Raw genomic sequence first — 15,462 nt, 5'->3', positions numbered from 1 at the left:
GTACCGGCCGTGCGTAAGTGGAGCGGAAACAGTCCGGATATTCAACCCGCCGAACGACCTCCGCTGCGATCCGCCGTCCGCCCCGCCGTTCGACCGGCAGGTCAACCCGCGCGGCGGTGGGAGCGGTTGCCGTTCCCCGGCGGCCGGGTTCCGGCCGCGGCCGCCCCGGCGCGGGCGCGCTTCTCCAGGTACATGCGTTCGTCGGCCGTGTGCAGCACCTCGTCGATGGACATGCCGCAACCCGCCCAGCCGATGCCGAGGCTGACCCCGACCCGCACCGTGCGGTCGTCCACCCGCATCGGCGGGATGATCGCCGTCCGGAGTCTGCCGGCCAGGTCCTTGGCCTCGTCCCGCCCCACGCCGTCCGCGAGCACCACGAACTCGTCGCCGCCGAGCCGCGCCACCGTGTCGCCCTCGCGGACGACATGCTGCAGCCGCCGGGCGACCTCGATCAGGACGGCGTCGCCCGCGCCGTGGCCAAAGCGGTCGTTGATGGATTTGAAGCCGTCCAGGTCGCAGAACAGCACGGCGAGGCCACGCCCGCCGCGGAGCTCGGCGGCGGGGTCGTCCGGGAGGACGGCGTGGACGTGCTCGAAGCCGCCGTCGAACGGACCGCCGTACGGGGAGAGGTTGTAGCTGTGCCCGCCGGTGTCGAAGGTGCCCAGCGCGCCGGGTCCGCTGCCTGCGGCGGCCTGGATGGCCTGCCGGCCGTCGTCCGCGACCTGCGGCTCCTCGCAGAGCCGCAGCCGCAGCCGGGCCCTGAGCTCGGCCGCGTTGGGCAGCCCGGTCAGCGCGTCATGACTGGCCCGGTGGGCGAGCTGCAGCTCGTGCCGCTTGCGGTCCTCGATGTCCTCGATGTGGGTGAGCAGGAAGCGGGCGCCCTCCTCGGTGTCGGCGACGACCGAGTTGCGCAGGTAGACCCACAGGTAGCCGCCGTCCCGGCGGGCGAGCCGCACCTCGGCGCGGCCGTTCTCGGCCGAGACCCGCCGCAGCAGGCCCTCGTCCTCGGGATGGACCAGGTCCTCGAAGCTCTGCCGCTGGAGCGCGGCCCTGGGCCGCCCCAGCAGCCGGCACAGCGCGTCGTTCACCCGGGTGAGCTTGCCCCGCTGCGCGCCGTGCAGTTCGGTGATGGCCATGCCGCTGGGCGCGTACTCGAACGCCTGCCGGAAACTCTCCTCGCTGGCGCGCAGGGTCTGCTGCTCGCGCTCGAGCCGGACCAGGGCCCGCTGCATCTCCGCGCGGAGCCGCGCGTTGCTGATGGCGATGCCCGCCTGCTGGCTGAACATCTCCAGCGACTCGCGGGTCCACTGGCCGGGGCGGCGGCCGCTGCGCGGGCGGTCCACCGAGAGCACGCCCAGGAGTTCGCCGCCGAGGCTGTGCATCGGCGCGAGCAGGAGGTCATCGGGGTGCCAGGGCACCGCCTCGGAGGGGCCCACCGGGACCAGTTCACCACCGCCGCTGCCGCCCCAGCTGGGGATGTCCGGTGAGCGGGCCCAGCTGCGCTCGTGCGGGACGAAGACCAGGGAGCCCCAGACGTCACCGACGTTCATCAGCCGGTTCCAGGACTCCCGGGAGCCGATCTGTCCGAGCAGGCTGTCGATGCCGGAGTCGGTCTCGCCGTACTCACCGCAGTCCCAGACGGCGGCCACCACGAGGTCCCCGTCCGGCCGGACCAGGTTGACGACGGCGCTCTCGAAGCCGAGCCCGGTGACCGCACCCTCGACGACGGCCTGGAGGGTGCCGGCCAGGCTGCGAGCGGCGTTGAGGTCGGCCACGATCCGGTGCAGGGTGCGCAGGGTCGCGAGACGGACGTACGGCTCCGACTCGGGGTCCATCACGCACTCCCTCCGTGACAGCGGCAGCTTCCGGGGCTCTTCCGGGGCTTCGGGGTGGACTCGTTGCGGAGTACCTGTCATGCCTATCGTCCGATTGCCAAACAAACTGAATCACAGGGAGCACATCTACCGGCACGCTGGGTCAGCAAATGAACGCCACTTGTGACCCAACTCACACAACTGCGCAGCATTGATAACCAGTTCATCCGGGGCAGACTCTGCCAATCCCTATCAAATCGGTACTCACTGTCTCGGTCGAACACGTCAAGAACTGAAGCCATCATCCCGCCGCCAAGGCTCATGTCTTCACTCCTGGGGGTGAAAAAGCGTCTTTCGCCCGTTCTGCAGTGTCTTTTCGCTCACTCTCGAACACAAGCATGCCGCCTAGGACCTGCGGCCGGGTCGGGATACGCCCAAGGGCCGATGCGGTCGACCGCCGCGCGAAGATACCGTGCGTTACGTGTACAACGCCGCGCTCCCTTCCCCCACCGGCAGTTCCAACGGTTCAGCAACTGCCGCCTCCCCGCTCGCCGCCGCCCAGGCCACCCCGGAGGAGTTCCGGGCCGCACTCGGCCAGCTCGCGTCCGGCGTCGTCCTGCTGGCCGCGCACGACCCCGAGGACGGGCCGCGCGGCGAGGACGTCGGCATGACCGCCACCGCGTTCCTCTCCGTCTCCCTGGAGCCCCCGCTGGTGATGGTGTCGGTGCGGGAGGACTCGCGGATGGAGGAGGCGCTGACGCGGGTCGACCACTGGGCGGTGTCGATCCTCTCCAGCGACCAGCGGACGGCCGCGGCCCGGTTCGCCATGAAAGGCCGGGTCAGTGACCGGCTGCTGTTCGCGGACCTGCCGCACCATCGGGGCGAGATCAGTGGAGCACCGCTGGTGGACGGGGCGCTGGCGACCGTGGAGTGCCGCACCGAGCAGCGGATACCCGCCGGGGACCACGTCCTGCTGATCGGGCGGGTGCTCTCCGCGCGGATCGGGAAGCAGGACGGCGCGCCGCTGGTGTACTTCCGGGGCCAGTACCGGCAGCTCGGCTGACGGTCGACGGCAGCTCGGCTGGCGGTCGAAGCTGCGCTGCCGGTCCCGGCTCCGTTGACGGTCCCGGCTCCGTTGACGGTCCCGGCTCCGTTGACGGTCCCGGCTCCGTTGACGGTCCCGGCTCCGTTGACGGTCAGTCTTTGACGGTCAGTCGAAGTGGCCCGAGCGCCCGCGCTTCACGTCGGCGCGGCGCTTCTTGTCGGTGAGCCGCCGCTCCACCACGCCCCGGCTGGGCCGGGTCGCCCGGCGCGCCCTCGGCGGCGGCGCCACCGCATCGCTGAGCAGCGCCCCCAGCCGCACCGCGGCCGCCTCCCGGTTGCGCCACTGCGACCGGTGCTCGGAGGCCCGCACGACGACGACCGCGCCGTCCACCAGCCGCCCGGCGAGCCGCTCCAGCGCGCGCTCCTTCCACACCCGCGGCAGCACCTCGGACGCGGCGAGGTCGAAGCGCAGCTCGACCTGGGTGTCGGAGGTGTTGAGGTGCTGGCCGCCCGGGCCTGACGAACGTGAGAAACGCCACTGGAGCTCGGCGTCGGGAACGACGACCGAGCCACGGACGCGGACGGGAAGGGACATGCCCATATGATCGCCGCTCAGCGCGGAGGACCGCCAGGGGATATCAGGCGCGCGCCCGGCCCGTGCGACGATCGTGCCGTGATCGACCTCGGCTACTCGCTCTCCAACCGCTTCCCCGACCCCCCGCAGACCGACTACCGCAGCGTCGGCGCCCGTGCTCTGCGGCACGACCTGTTCTGCGGCGACGTGCACCTGGAGGGGGACGGGCTCGACCTCTCCACGGCCTGGGGCTGGGTGCCGGTGCTGGACTTCGCCTGGGCGCTCTGCGACATCGTCGAGGAGATCGACCGCGATCCCGCCGGCGCTCGCGGTTCCACCCTGCAGCGCGCCGAACTGGACTTCACCGAGTCCGCGGACCTGCTCCGGTTCAGCCGCCGCTTCAACTGGGTCGAGATCCGCGCGGACTGGGTCGACGGCCCGCCCCTCACGGTGCGTCATCCGGTGCTGCGCCGCGAGGCCCGGGACTTCCTCCAGGACCTGGTCGCGGACCTCTGCGACCTGCACGAGGGGCTCGCCGACAACGCGACCGTCTGGGAGCTCCAGGGCCGCTTCCCGCGTCTCCCCCAGGAGACGTCCGCCGCGGAGACCTCCTCGACGACAAGGGAACCGTAAGAGGGTCCGCCCACGTTCTTACCCGCGACGGAACAACCGCGGGAATCAGCGACGCAGGAAGGGGCCCCACCATGCCGGTAAGCCTGTCCAAGGGCGGAAACGTCTCCCTCACCAAGGAGGCCCCAGGTCTCACGGCCATAACCGTGGGCCTGGGCTGGGACGTCCGCACCACCACCGGGACGGACTTCGACCTCGACGCCAGTGCCATCGTCCTTGACGCCTCCGGGAAGGTCCTCTCGGACAAGCACTTCGTCTTCTTCAACAACACCTCGACGCCCGACTCCACCGTCCTCCACACCGGCGACAACATCACCGGCCAGGGCGACGGCGACGACGAGCAGATCAAGGTGAACCTGGCCGGCCTGCCCGTCGAGGCCGACAAGATCGTGTTCCCGGTCTCCATCTACGACGCCGAGAACCGGAGCCAGAACTTCGGGCAGGTCCGCAACGCGTTCATCCGCGTCGTCAACCAGGCGGGCGAGGCGGAGATCGCCCGCTACGACCTCAGCGAGGACGCAGCCACCGAGACCGCCATGGTCTTCGGCGAGATCTACCGCAACGGGCCGGAGTGGAAGTTCCGCGCCATCGGCCAGGGCTACGCCTCCGGTCTGGTCGGCATCGCCCGCGACTTCGGCGTCAACCTCTAGCATCCCCACAGCACCTGCGTTCTGACCGCAGGTCAGGTCACCGCCGTCCCCCGTCCCATCAGGACGAGGGACGGCGCGGGCCGCGCGATCTCGTGGAAGCCCAAGCGGTCGTAGAAGGCGCGGGCGGCGGTGTTCGCGGCACCCATGCCCAGATGCACCCGCGGGACACCCGCCGCGCGCAGCGCCGCGAGGTACGTGTCCATCAGCGCCCGCCCCGCGCCGCGGCCCTGGGCCTCGGGCAGCAGATCGATGTGCAGGTGCGCGGGATAGTCGGCAAGGCCGTCCTGCAGCATCCACTCCGGATGGTGCAGCTCGCGGATGCGCTCGGCGTCACGGCCTGTGCCGCTGCCCTCCGGGTAGCGGTCGGCCACCTTCGGCAACCAGTCGCGCCGGTATGCGGAGACGAAGCGCGGGGTGTCGGCGGTACCGATGATGTAGCCGACCGGCCGGTCGGCGGCGTCCGCCAGGACGAACGCAAGCGCGGGATCCAGCTCCAGGTAGGGGCCGGTGAAGATGTCCGGCAGGATGCGCGGATCGGAGTAGAGCGCGGTGGCGTCCCGGCCGGAGTCGCCCGTGCGAATGCAGATGTCGTACAGGGCGTCGCGGTCGGCGGGGCGGTACGGGCGAATCGTCGACATCCCGCCAGCTTGGCACAGCAGGCGGGATGTCCGGCGCCAACAGCGGGTTCAACGCGGTGGGTTCAACGCGGTGGGTTCAACGCGGCGGGGTTCAATGCGGTGGGTTCAGCGCGGTGGGGGCAGTCGCTGCAGGAAGACCTGGAAGGCGGTCGGTTCGACCCTGGTCACCCCGCCGAAGGGGTAGTTCATCTCCCTGATCAGGATCAGCGAGACCACGACCAGCGCGGTCAGGGACAGCACCATCAGTGCGTGGGCGAGCGTGTTCGAGAGTCCGAAGAGATAGGTGAAGGCGATCGTCAGCACCGCGCCGACGATCAGCGCACCCCACAGGATCGGCGGGACGGAGTCCTCCACCTGGTTGAGGCGCGCCCGGCGCTCCGACGCCAACTGCTCGACGTGGGTCAGGGCGTGGTCGTAGAGGACCTGCTGCTGCGGGGTCGTCGGCTGGTAGGAGAGGACGGCGTCGCGGATGCCGTAGACCTCCTGGGTGGCCTGCGGGCTGCTCCGGTGCTGCTCCATCAGCGGCCACTCGGTGCCCTCGACGGTGTTGGCGTAGTCGAGGGTCAGGTGCTCGATCTGCGAGCCGAGCGGCAGCGGGAGGTCGCGGGAGATCCAGTAGACCCCGGCCAGGGCGTCGGCCTCCCTGAAGGTGGTCTGCCGGGCGGCGTCGACGCCGGTCCAGACGGAGATGACCACGAACGCCAGCAGGACGGCGTAGATCACGCCGACGGTCGCGAAGATGAATCCCGCGACGTGGTTGTGGACTTCGCGGAGCGGGTGCGGCACGAAGCGCTGCAGCACCCACAGGCCGAGAGCGGCGACTCCCATCGCCGCGGCGAATATCCCGAGGTCGAGCCAGGTCAACGGGCACACTCCGATCCAGGTGCGGCGACGGCGGAAGCCACGGAGGTGGCGAACTGATGGATCGTCACCTTTCAGTCCCGGAGACTGGCCACCTCGACGTTCTCCAGGACCCCGAGTGCGTCGGGCACCAGGACGGCCGCCGAGTAGTAGGCGCTGACCAGGTATTGGATGACGGCCTTCTCGTTGATGCCCATGAAGCGCACGGACAGGCCGGGTTCGTACTCGTCCGGGATGCCGGTCTGGTGCAGGCCGACCACGCCCTGGTTGTCCTCGCCCGTGCGCAGCACCAGGATCGAGCTGGTGTGGCCGCCGTTCACCGGGATCTTGTTGCACGGGAACATCGGCACCCCGCGCCAGGACGGCACCTGGTGGCCCTGCACGTCGACGCTGTCGGGGTAGAGGCCGCGCCGGTTGCACTCGCGGCCGAAGGCGGCGATGGCGCGTGGATGGGCGAGGAAGAACTTGCTGCCGCGCCGCCGGGACAGCAGCTCGTCCAGGTCGTCGGGGGTGGGCGGGCCGCCGTGGGTCTGGATCCGCTGCTCGTGCTCGGCGTTGTGCAGCAGCCCGAAGTCGGGGTTGTTGATCATTTCGTGTTCCTGGCGCTCGCGCAGCGCCTCCACGGTGAGCTTGAGCTGCTGTTCGATCTGGTTCATCGGCTGGTTGTAGAGGTCGGCGACCCGGCTGTGGACCTGCAGCACGGTCTGGGCGACGCTCAACTCGTACTCACGCGGCGCGAGTTCGTAGTCCACATAGGTGCCGGGGAGCTCTGCCTCGCCCTCGTGGCCTGCGGCGAGTTCGATGGCGGCCTGGCCGTGCCGGTCCTGCGACTGGGCGGCCTCGGCCAGATAGTCCTCGACCTGGGCCCGCAGCGCTTCGGAGCGGGCGGCGAGTTCGGCGAAGGCCTGCCTGGGCAGCGCGAGCAGGATGCCCGAGGTCGCGGCCTTGGCGGTGTAGTCCCAGGTGGCGCCGTCGCCGGTGAGCGCCTCGTCGCCGAAGTGGTCGCCGTTGGCGAGAGTTCCGAGGACGGCCTCGTGGTCGCCGAACTTGCCGTCACCGAGCTTGCGGATCTTCCCGTGGGCGACGACGAGCACGTGGTCGACGGGCGTACCGCGCTGGGCGATGACCTCTCCCGCCTCGAACTCGCGCTGGGCGAAGCGCCCGGCCAGTTCGCCCAGCAGTGCGTCGTCGTCGAAGCCGCGGAGGAGCGGGAGTTCGCCGAGGGTGGGCGGGACGATCCGGACCTCGGAGCCGGTCTGCGCGAAGCTGAGGCGGCCTCTGCCGGTGGTGTAGGTGAGTCGCCGGTTGACCCGGTAGGTCCCGCCGGCGACCTGCACCCAGGGCAGCATGCGCAACAGCCACCTGGAGGTGATGCCCTGCATCTGCGGGGCGGTCTTGGTGGTGGTCGCGAGGTTCTTTGCTGCTGCTGTGCCGAGAGCCGTCTGCTCGTCAGTCATCTGCTACTGCCTCCCCAGAACGTTAAAACCTGCAGTTCCAGGGTGTCGGTTCGGAGCCGAAGCTTCTATTCCCCGATCGAGTGCACATGTTCGACACCCGTCCGGGGTAATCACAGGCCCTGTTCGCATAAGACCGACCGGCACATGGGGGGTGGGTGAAGGAGGAGGTCGAGGGAGGGGGCACCCCCGGACGAAGTTTGGGGGAGAGTCTGGGCGGGGCGGAGGAAGGAGCCATTGCGGAGCACTGGCGACTGACGACAACCCGGCCAGGCGAAAGCCTCCCCCACCCTTCGGGCGGGAGGTGCCCCCTTGCCCGCGACGCCGCCCCCCATGTGCCGGTCGGTCTAAGCCGGACGGAGGTTGTCGGTGGGTCAGCTGCTGCCGAGCGCGTCGAGCAGGTGCGGCCAGGCCGCCGACAGCGGGTCGATCAGGCCGAAGTGTTCCATTCCGGGCAGCTCGACCAGCCGCACCGGGTCGCCCGCCTGCTCGGCGAGGCCCGCGTACTCGCGGCTCATGGCCACCGGGACATCGGCGTCCTCGGTACCGTGCAGCAGCGTCACCGGAACGCCCAGCGGCAGCAGCGCTCCGGGGTCCGCGAGGGCGTAGCGCTCGGGCACGTCGTCCACGCCGCCACCGAGCAGGGCGGAGGCGGCCTGTCCGCCGAGGCTCCAGACGTCAGTGAGGGCCAGCGAGGCGCAGCCCGCCAGCGAGACCACGGCGTCGGGCCGCCACTGCGTCCGCCACGGCGATCCGGCGGGGAGGCGGTGCCGGGCCGCCGCCCACAGCGCCAGGTGGCCTCCGGCGGAGTGGCCGACCAGGATGGTGCGCTTGGCCCGCAGGCCATGGGCGGTGGTGATCGTGCCGAGGGCCTCGAAGAACACCGAGAGGTCGTCGAACGTCCCCGGCCAGCCGCCGCCGACGGAGCCCACCCGCCGGTACTCGGGCACGGCGACGGCGTAGCCGGCGCGGGCGAGCGCGTCGGCGAGCGGCCCGGTATGGGCACGGTCGTACCTGGCCTTCCAGAACCCGCCGTGGACGAGGACGACCAGGGTGTCGGCGGGGCGGTCGGGCGGCAGCCGAAGGTCCACCACCTGGTCGGCGTGCGGGCCGTAGTGCGAGGTGTGGTCCGGCGGAGGGGCCGTACGGGTCATCACGTCAGGGCTCGGGTCGTTCCCCACGGTGGAACTCCTCACGCTGGTTCTACCGGTCGCCACAGCACCGGACTGGAAAGAATCATGGTGCTCGCGGGCTGCCCGTACTCGGCGAGGCGATCGATCAGCACCTCGAACTCCGCCATCGACGCTACCGCGACCATCAACACGCAACAGGCTCCGCCGGTCACCCGGTGCAGTTGCACTACTTCGGGCCAGGTCGCGACCGCCGGATCGCGCAACACACAGCGTGGCCCATAACATTGCACCTGCACCAGTGCGCTCACCGGCCGTCCGGCCCGCACCAGGTCGACCTGCGCGTGGTAGCCGGTGAGCACCCCCGCCGCCTCCAGCCGTCGCACCCGCTCGGCGACGGCCGGCGAGGAGAGGTTCACCCGCCGCGAGAGCTCGTTGAACGACAGCCGCGCATCCTGCTGCAACTCGTCCAGCAACCGCCGATCCACCGCGTCCACGTCGCCACCCTTCCAATCACGAAGCCATCCCATGAATCTGCCTTTCACATGCTAGGCACATGGACGAAAGCAGCATCCGACGGCCATTCAGTGCGAGCCCGAAGAACTCCAGAATTACCCCAGGCAGCCAGCACGCCAGCAGCAGCCGGAACCAACAGGAGACGCGCGATGGAACCCAGACTCGACTTCGGCGAGCCGACGACGCCGTACGCCGCGTACGCGGGCATCGACGCGCTCCACACGCTGCAGAACCCGCGCAGCAAGGAGCCCACCGAGCGCACCTTCATCGTCGCCACGCAGGTCATGGAGCTGCTCTTCGGCCAGCTGCGCGAAGAATGGACGCTCGCCCAGCACGCCCTGCGCGCCGACGACCTGGCCGGAGCCACCGCCGCGCTGCGCCGCGGCCTGGGCGTCCAGGAGGTGCTGGTCAGCTCCTGGGAGCTGCTGGCGACGATGACGCCGGTCGAGTTCAGCGCGTTCCGCCCGTACCTCGGCGAGGCCAGCGGCTTCCAGTCGTACACCTACCTGCACCTGGAGTTCCTGCTCGGCAACAAGAACGAGCGGTTGCTCAACCTCTACGCGGGCCACCCCCGGATCCACGCCGAACTCGCCGCCACCCTGCACGGGCCGAGCCTGTACGAGGACGCGATGGGCGTGCTGGAGCGGCGCGGGCTGAGCGGACCCGACGTCTGGGTCGAGGTCTACAGCAAGCCCGAGCACCGCGAGCTGGCACTCCTCGGCGAACTCCTGCTGGACGTCGCCGAGCGGGTCACCCGCTGGCGCCAGCGCCACTTCAGCTCCGTGAAGCGGACGATGGGGGCCAAGCCCGGCACCGGTGGCTCCAGCGGCCTGAGCTGGCTCCGCAAGGCCGCCGAGGAAGACGTCTTCCCCGACCTCTGGAGCGCCCGGAATGCACTCTGATCCGCACCTCGCCGATCCGTCCCTCGCCGATCCGTCCCTGACCGCCGAGGCCCTCGACGCCGCCGATCCGCTGCGCGGCTTCCGCGACCGCTTCACCCTCCCCAAGGACGTCCTCTACCTGGACGGCAACTCGCTCGGCCCGCTGCCCGCGAACACCCCGGCCCGGGTCGCCCGACTCGTCGAGCAGGAGTGGGGCGAGGGCCTGATCCGCAGCTGGAACGACGCCGGGTGGTACGACCTGCCGCGCGGCCTCGGCGACCGCATCGCACCGCTGGTCGGGGCGGCCGCAGGCCAGACCGTGGTCTGCGACTCGACCTCGGTGAACCTGTTCAAGGTGCTGACTGCGGCGCTTCGGCTGCGACCCGGGCGCCAGGTCATCGTCTCCGAGCTGGGCAGCTTCCCGACCGACCTCTACCTCACCGAGGGCGTAGGGCCCGCCCGTCGCCCGACCACCACCCCCGAGGCCCCCGAGGGAAGCGCTTCGCGCCCCGGACTCCGGCGCCTCCTCGGCCGCGACGGCTCGACCCTGGAGGAGCTGCTCGACGGCGATGTCGCCGTGGTCCTGCTCTCCCATGTCGACTACCGCACCGGTCGGCTGCAGGACATGTCCGCCGTCACCGAACTCGTGCACCGCCACGGCGCGCTGATGGTCTGGGACCTGTGCCACTCGGTGGGCGCACTCCCGGTGCAGCTCGACGCCTCCGACGTCGACTTCGCCGTCGGCTGCACCTACAAGTACCTCAACGGCGGCCCCGGCTCGCCCGCCTTCCTCTACGCGGCGGCCCGCCACCACGCGGCCGCGGACCAGCCGCTCACCGGCTGGTTCGGCCACGCCGACCCCTTCGCCTTCGAGCCCGGCTACCGCCCGGCACCCGGCATCGGCCGCTTCCTCACCGGCACCCCGCCGCTGCTCAGCTTCGCCGGACTGCAGGCCGCCCTCGACGTCTGGGACGACGTGGACCTGGCCGCCCTGCGCACCAAGAGTCTCTCCCTCACCTCACTCTTCCTCCGGCTCACCGAGCCGCTGGGACTGGAGTCGCTCACCCCCGCCGAACCGGAGCAGCGCGGCAGCCAGGTCTCGCTGCGGCACCCGCACGCCCGCGCCGTCGTCCAGGCGCTGATCGAACGAGGTGTCATCGGCGACTTCCGCGCCCCGGACGTGATGCGCTTCGGCTTCACCCCGCTCTACCTCTCCCACGCCGACGTGCGCGACGCGGCAGAGGCGCTGCGCGAGGTCCTGGCCTCCGGCGTCTGGCGCGAAGCCCGCTTCGCCGCCCCTGCGGGCGCGGTCACCTGAGCGAGCGCGAGGACGACGCCCGTACAGGACCATGAGTATGAGACGCCACTGTCTTGTACGGGCCTTCGCTGTCAGAATGTCTGGATGCGCACCCCCACCCCTGCCGCCGGAGCCTCGCAGCGCCGCACCGGTCTCACCCTCGCCCTCCTCTCCGCCTGCGCGTTCGGCGGCTCGGGGGTGGCGGCGAAGCCGCTGATCGAGGCCGGGTTGGCGCCGATACAGGTGGTGTGGCTGCGGATAGCCTGCTCCGCGCTGGTGCTGCTGCCGGTCGCGGTCCGGCACCGGGACCTGCCCCACCGCCACCCCGGGCTGCTGCTCGGCTTCGGGCTGATCGGCGTCGCGGCGGTGCAGAGCTGCTACTTCTTCGCGATCTCCCGGATCCCAGTGGGAGTGGCGCTGCTCATCGAGTACCTGGGCCCGGCGCTGCTGCTCGGCTACGTCCGCTTCGTCCAGCGCCGCAGCGTGTCCCGAGCGTCCGCCGTCGGCGCGCTGATGGCCATGACCGGCCTCGCACTGGTGGTGCAGTTCTGGGACGGCCTGGGCGGCCTGGACCCGCTCGGGGTGGCCTTCGGCCTCGGCGCGGCCTTCGGCATGGTGGGCTACTTCATCCTCTCGGAGAAGTCCGGCGGCAAGTCCGGCTCCCCGTCCGAGGGAGGCTCCGTCCCGATCGACCCCATGGGTCTCACCGCATACGGGCTGATCATCGGCGCGATCGTGCTCGTCCCGATCGCCCAGCCATGGGCCGCGCACTGGCAGGTGCTCGGGCAGGACGTGGCCATGGGGAGCATGCGGGTACCGGCCCTGGCACTGCTCGGCTGGGTGGTGCTGATCGCGACGGTGCTGGCCTACCTGACCGGGGTCGCGTCCGTGAGCAGGCTGTCCGCGCCGGTCGCCGGGGTGGTGGCCTGTCTGGAGGCGGTGGTGGCGACCGTGCTGGCGTGGGTCCTGCTCGGTGAACATCTGGCGGTGCCGCAGATCATCGGCGGCGTGCTGGTGCTGATCGGGGCCTGCGTGGCGCAGACCGCCGCCGCACCGGCGGCCGCTCCGTCAGTGGAACCGCTGCCCGTACCCACCTCGCCCCCGGTCGACCGGACCCCCGCCGCACGCTGAGGGCGGCGCCGGCACGCTCTGCGGCTCGGTGGCGCGGAGTAGCGGAGGAGTAGCGCAGGAGTATGGTCCATTTCCATGGCAGACGAGTGGGCCAATTCCAGCCCCGGCGGCAGCGACCTCCACCTCGACCTCAGCGGCCCGGGCGGCGTACGGGCGTCGCTGATCCGCGCCCTGCGCGACGCCGTCCGGTCCGGGCGACTCGCGCCCGGCACCCGGCTGCCGCCGTCCCGCTCCCTCGCCACCGACCTGGGCCTGGCCCGGAACACCGTGGCCGACGCATACGGGGAACTGGTCGCCGAGGGATGGCTGACGGCGCGTCAGGGATCGGGGACGCGGGTCGCCGAGCGCGCGGCGCAACGGACCACCCCGCCTCGGAGCCGCCCCACCGCCAGGCCCGCACCCGCCCCCCGCACCCCGCCGCGCCGACCGAACCACGGTCCGAACAGCCTCTACGCCGGGTCGCCCGACCTGTCGTCGTTCCCCCGCGCCGCCTGGCTCGCCGCCGCCCGGCGGGCGATGGCCACCGCGCCGAACGAGGCTTTCGGCTACGGCGATCCGTTGGGACGGATCGAGCTGCGCCGGGCGCTGGCCGACTATCTGGCCCGCGCCAGAGGGGTCCGGGCCGATCCTGAGCGGATCGTCGTGTGTGCCGGGTTCATCCAGGGCCTCTCGCTGCTCAGCCGAGTGCTGCGGCGGAACGGCGCACGGCGGCTGGCCGTGGAGTCGTACGGCCTGGACTTCCACCGCGACCTGATCACGGCCGAGGGGCTGCGCACCACTCCCCTGACGGTCGATCACCATGGCGCGTCCACCAGCATGCTGTCCGGCCGCAAGGACCTGTCCGCGGTTCTCCTCACCCCCGCGCACCAGTTCCCCACCGGCGTTCCGCTGCATCCGGACCGCAGGGCCGCCGCCGTCGACTGGGCCAGGAGCACCGGCGGACTGATCCTGGAGGACGACTACGACGGCGAGTTCCGCTATGACCGCCAGCCCGTGGGCGCGCTGCAGGGGCTCGATCCCGAGCGGGTCGCCTACCTGGGCACGGCCAGCAAGAGCCTCGCCCCGGGGCTGCGGCTGGCCTGGACAGTGCTCCCGGCCCCGCTGGTGGAGCAGGTGGCGGCGGCGAAGAGTGCGGGTGAACGGCACCCGGGTGTCCTGGACCAGCTGACGCTCGCCGAGTTCATCACCTCGGGCGCCTACGACGGCCACCTCCGGGCCATGCGGCTGCGCTACCGCCGACGCCGCGACCGCCTCGTCGCCGTCCTCGCCGAGCGCGTGCCGACTGTGCGGGTCAGCGGGATCGCCGCGGGCCTGCACGCGGTACTGCGGCTTCCGCCGGGGACGGAGCGGGAGGCGGTGCGCGGCGCGGAATGGCTGGGCCTGGCCGTCCAGGGCTTGGACCACTTCCGCTACCCCTACCCGGAAGAGGCCGGGGCAGGGGCGATTCGGCCTCAGGCCGCCCATGCCATCCACTCCGTCCAGGCCGTGCCGGACATCCCGGACGGCCTGGTCATCGGCTACGGAACGCCGGCCGAGCATGCCTTCGCCGGAACGCTGGAGACGCTCTGCGAGGTGCTGCAGGCGATCGTCTGATCGTCTGGTCAGTGGTTCGTCGGGGAGACTTGGTTCATGAGCACACCGACAGCAGGCGGTCCGGTCCAGCGACTTCTGGACGCGATCCGGGCGAGCGACTCCGAGGCGTTCGCCTCGCTCTTCGGCGACAACGGAGTCGTGGACGACTGGGGGCGGGTGTTCACCGGTCGCGACGAGGTCTCAGGCTGGAACGAGCGCGAGTTCATCGGCCTGGCCGCGGTTCTGACGATCGGCCAGGCCCAATGGGGCGACGACGCGACCGTCCTCACCACCGACATCGCCACGTCCGGCGGCTACAACGGCCCCGCCACCATCACCCTGACCGTCGCCGCGGACGGGAAGCACATCACCCGGATGCTGCTGGCGGACTGACCGCCGCACCGGCTGCACGCGCCACGGGGGACACACCCATGATGAGCAGCATGGATGCGGCAAACCGGTAGAACTGAGGCGTCTGGAACTGAGGCGTCGGCCACCGATTCGGTCCCAGCCGATGCGAACTGGAGGGCCACCGTGATCACCGCACTTCGCGACGCCTGGAGCACCCTCGTCCCCGACCTGCGGGACCGCCACGGCCCGCTGCCGCCCATGCTGATCGCACTGACCGTCGTCGCGGGTCTGGTCGACGCCTTCAGCTACCTGGTGCTCGGACGCGTCTTCGTGGCCAACATGACCGGAAACGTCGTGTTCATGGCCTTCTCCCTGGCCGGCTCCACGGACTTCTCCCTTGCCGCGTCACTGGTCGCGCTGCTGGCGTTCGTCGCAGGGGCGGTGCTCGGCGGCCGTATCGGCAACCGTTACCCCGACCACCGGGGCCGACTGCTACTGGTCGCCACGACCATTGAGGGGGCGCTCGTCCTCGTCGCGTACGTCTGCTGCCTCCTGTTCACGTCCCCGTTCACCGGTTCCGTCCGCTACCTGCTGGTGGCCCTGCTCGGACTCGCCATGGGCGCGCAGAACGCCGCCGCTCGCCGCCTGGCCGTACCCGACCTCACCACCACCGTGCTCACCCTCACCATCACCGGGATCGCCGCGGACGGGCGGCTGGCCGGCGGCGGCGACAGCAGGATCGGACGCCGGCTGCTGTCAGCAGCCTCGATGTTCGTGGGCGCCCTGGTCGGCGGCCTCGCCGCGCTGCATGCCTCGCGCTCGCTTCCGCTGCTGATCGCGGTTGCCGTCCTCGCGGTGACGGCGGCGGCGCTGACCGTGCAGGCCCGATCCACCCTGCCCTGGACCCGCCCGTCCTGAC

The 15,462-nt window shown here is 71.1% G+C and carries 16 protein-coding genes; 9 read left to right on the top strand and 7 right to left on the bottom strand.

Annotated features, from left to right (window positions below; translation table 11 throughout):
- Positions 1-101 precede the first annotated feature (101 nt).
- Positions 102-1,835 (bottom strand): diguanylate cyclase domain-containing protein, encoded by a 1,734-nt coding sequence (locus ABIA33_RS04385; RefSeq protein WP_370077112.1) that lies wholly within the window; start codon positions 1,833-1,835, stop codon positions 102-104.
- 460 nt (positions 1,836-2,295) lie between these two features.
- On the opposite strand from ABIA33_RS04385, the gene ABIA33_RS04380 reads away from it, so the two are divergent.
- A complete protein-coding gene (locus ABIA33_RS04380; protein WP_370077110.1) occupies positions 2,296-2,877 on the top strand; it encodes a flavin reductase family protein in 582 nt (193 codons plus the stop codon).
- A gap of 147 nt (positions 2,878-3,024) precedes the next feature.
- Here ABIA33_RS04380 and arfB read toward each other — a convergent pair whose 3' ends face one another.
- A complete protein-coding gene (gene arfB / locus ABIA33_RS04375; RefSeq protein ID WP_370077107.1) occupies positions 3,025-3,453 on the bottom strand; it encodes an alternative ribosome rescue aminoacyl-tRNA hydrolase ArfB in 429 nt (142 codons plus the stop codon).
- A gap of 78 nt (positions 3,454-3,531) precedes the next feature.
- On the opposite strand from arfB, the gene ABIA33_RS04370 reads away from it, so the two are divergent.
- Together ABIA33_RS04370 and ABIA33_RS04365 are read left to right on the top strand one after the other, a co-directional pair.
- A complete protein-coding gene (locus tag ABIA33_RS04370) occupies positions 3,532-4,065 on the top strand; it encodes a hypothetical protein (RefSeq protein WP_370077105.1) in 534 nt (177 codons plus the stop codon).
- Positions 4,066-4,136: 71 nt separating this feature from the next.
- A complete protein-coding gene (locus ABIA33_RS04365; protein ID WP_370077103.1) occupies positions 4,137-4,712 on the top strand; it encodes a TerD family protein in 576 nt (191 codons plus the stop codon).
- 32 nt (positions 4,713-4,744) lie between these two features.
- On the opposite strand, the gene ABIA33_RS04360 is transcribed toward ABIA33_RS04365, so the two are convergent.
- From ABIA33_RS04360 to ABIA33_RS04340, 5 genes are all read right to left on the bottom strand, one after another.
- On the bottom strand, positions 4,745-5,350 hold the full coding sequence (locus ABIA33_RS04360; protein WP_370077101.1) for a GNAT family N-acetyltransferase: 606 nt from the start codon (positions 5,348-5,350) through the stop codon (positions 4,745-4,747).
- Positions 5,351-5,455: 105 nt separating this feature from the next.
- Entirely contained in the window at positions 5,456-6,223 is a 768-nt protein-coding gene (locus tag ABIA33_RS04355; RefSeq protein ID WP_370077099.1) for a DUF4239 domain-containing protein, read from the bottom strand.
- 62 nt (positions 6,224-6,285) lie between these two features.
- Complete coding sequence (locus tag ABIA33_RS04350; RefSeq protein WP_370077097.1) at positions 6,286-7,668, bottom strand: family 2B encapsulin nanocompartment shell protein; 1,383 nt, start codon at positions 7,666-7,668, stop codon at positions 6,286-6,288.
- Positions 7,669-8,039: 371 nt separating this feature from the next.
- Positions 8,040-8,846 carry an alpha/beta hydrolase family protein gene (locus ABIA33_RS04345; protein ID WP_370077095.1) on the bottom strand — a complete coding sequence of 269 codons (807 nt, stop codon included), beginning with the start codon at positions 8,844-8,846 and terminating at the stop codon, positions 8,040-8,042.
- A gap of 11 nt (positions 8,847-8,857) precedes the next feature.
- Positions 8,858-9,292 carry an Lrp/AsnC family transcriptional regulator gene (locus tag ABIA33_RS04340; protein WP_370077093.1) on the bottom strand — a complete coding sequence of 145 codons (435 nt, stop codon included), beginning with the start codon at positions 9,290-9,292 and terminating at the stop codon, positions 8,858-8,860.
- Between the two features lie 168 nt (positions 9,293-9,460).
- Here ABIA33_RS04340 and ABIA33_RS04335 point away from each other — a divergent pair, with 168 nt between their 5' ends.
- The 6 genes from ABIA33_RS04335 to ABIA33_RS04310 all read left to right on the top strand — a co-directional run bounded on the left by ABIA33_RS04335 (position 9,461) and on the right by ABIA33_RS04310 (position 15,461).
- Entirely contained in the window at positions 9,461-10,213 is a 753-nt protein-coding gene (locus ABIA33_RS04335; RefSeq protein ID WP_370077091.1) for a tryptophan 2,3-dioxygenase, read from the top strand.
- On the top strand, positions 10,203-11,510 hold the full coding sequence (gene kynU / locus ABIA33_RS04330) for a kynureninase (protein ID WP_370077089.1): 1,308 nt from the start codon (positions 10,203-10,205) through the stop codon (positions 11,508-11,510). The genes ABIA33_RS04335 and kynU overlap by 11 nt, the downstream gene beginning before the upstream one ends.
- Before the next feature lie 84 nt (positions 11,511-11,594).
- Positions 11,595-12,620 (top strand): DMT family transporter, encoded by a 1,026-nt coding sequence (locus ABIA33_RS04325; RefSeq protein ID WP_370077087.1) that lies wholly within the window; start codon positions 11,595-11,597, stop codon positions 12,618-12,620.
- 75 nt (positions 12,621-12,695) lie between these two features.
- Complete coding sequence (locus tag ABIA33_RS04320; protein WP_370077085.1) at positions 12,696-14,213, top strand: PLP-dependent aminotransferase family protein; 1,518 nt, start codon at positions 12,696-12,698, stop codon at positions 14,211-14,213.
- A gap of 36 nt (positions 14,214-14,249) precedes the next feature.
- Positions 14,250-14,585 carry a nuclear transport factor 2 family protein gene (locus ABIA33_RS04315; RefSeq protein ID WP_370077081.1) on the top strand — a complete coding sequence of 112 codons (336 nt, stop codon included), beginning with the start codon at positions 14,250-14,252 and terminating at the stop codon, positions 14,583-14,585.
- Between the two features lie 141 nt (positions 14,586-14,726).
- On the top strand, positions 14,727-15,461 hold the full coding sequence (locus tag ABIA33_RS04310) for a YoaK family protein (RefSeq protein WP_370077079.1): 735 nt from the start codon (positions 14,727-14,729) through the stop codon (positions 15,459-15,461).
- Position 15,462 lies beyond the last annotated feature (1 nt).

The organism is Streptacidiphilus sp. MAP12-16, assembly GCF_041262165.1.
Lineage (GTDB): Bacteria > Actinomycetota > Actinomycetes > Streptomycetales > Streptomycetaceae > Streptacidiphilus.
The sequence above is the reverse complement of the archived record's forward strand: the minus strand, read 5'-3'. Positions and strand labels throughout refer to the sequence as shown.

Coding starts and splice junctions, on each gene's coding strand:
- ABIA33_RS04385 (WP_370077112.1), bottom strand. CDS start 1,835: ATGGACCCCGAGTCGGAGCCGTACGTCCGTCTCGCGACCCTGCGCACC.
- arfB (WP_370077107.1), bottom strand. CDS start 3,453: ATGTCCCTTCCCGTCCGCGTCCGTGGCTCGGTCGTCGTTCCCGACGCC.
- ABIA33_RS04365 (WP_370077103.1), top strand. CDS start 4,137: ATGCCGGTAAGCCTGTCCAAGGGCGGAAACGTCTCCCTCACCAAGGAG.
- ABIA33_RS04360 (WP_370077101.1), bottom strand. CDS start 5,350: ATGTCGACGATTCGCCCGTACCGCCCCGCCGACCGCGACGCCCTGTAC.
- ABIA33_RS04350 (WP_370077097.1), bottom strand. CDS start 7,668: ATGACTGACGAGCAGACGGCTCTCGGCACAGCAGCAGCAAAGAACCTC.
- ABIA33_RS04335 (WP_370077091.1), top strand. CDS start 9,461: ATGGAACCCAGACTCGACTTCGGCGAGCCGACGACGCCGTACGCCGCG.
- kynU (WP_370077089.1), top strand. CDS start 10,203: ATGCACTCTGATCCGCACCTCGCCGATCCGTCCCTCGCCGATCCGTCC.
- ABIA33_RS04325 (WP_370077087.1), top strand. CDS start 11,595: ATGCGCACCCCCACCCCTGCCGCCGGAGCCTCGCAGCGCCGCACCGGT.
- ABIA33_RS04320 (WP_370077085.1), top strand. CDS start 12,696: ATGGCAGACGAGTGGGCCAATTCCAGCCCCGGCGGCAGCGACCTCCAC.
- ABIA33_RS04315 (WP_370077081.1), top strand. CDS start 14,250: ATGAGCACACCGACAGCAGGCGGTCCGGTCCAGCGACTTCTGGACGCG.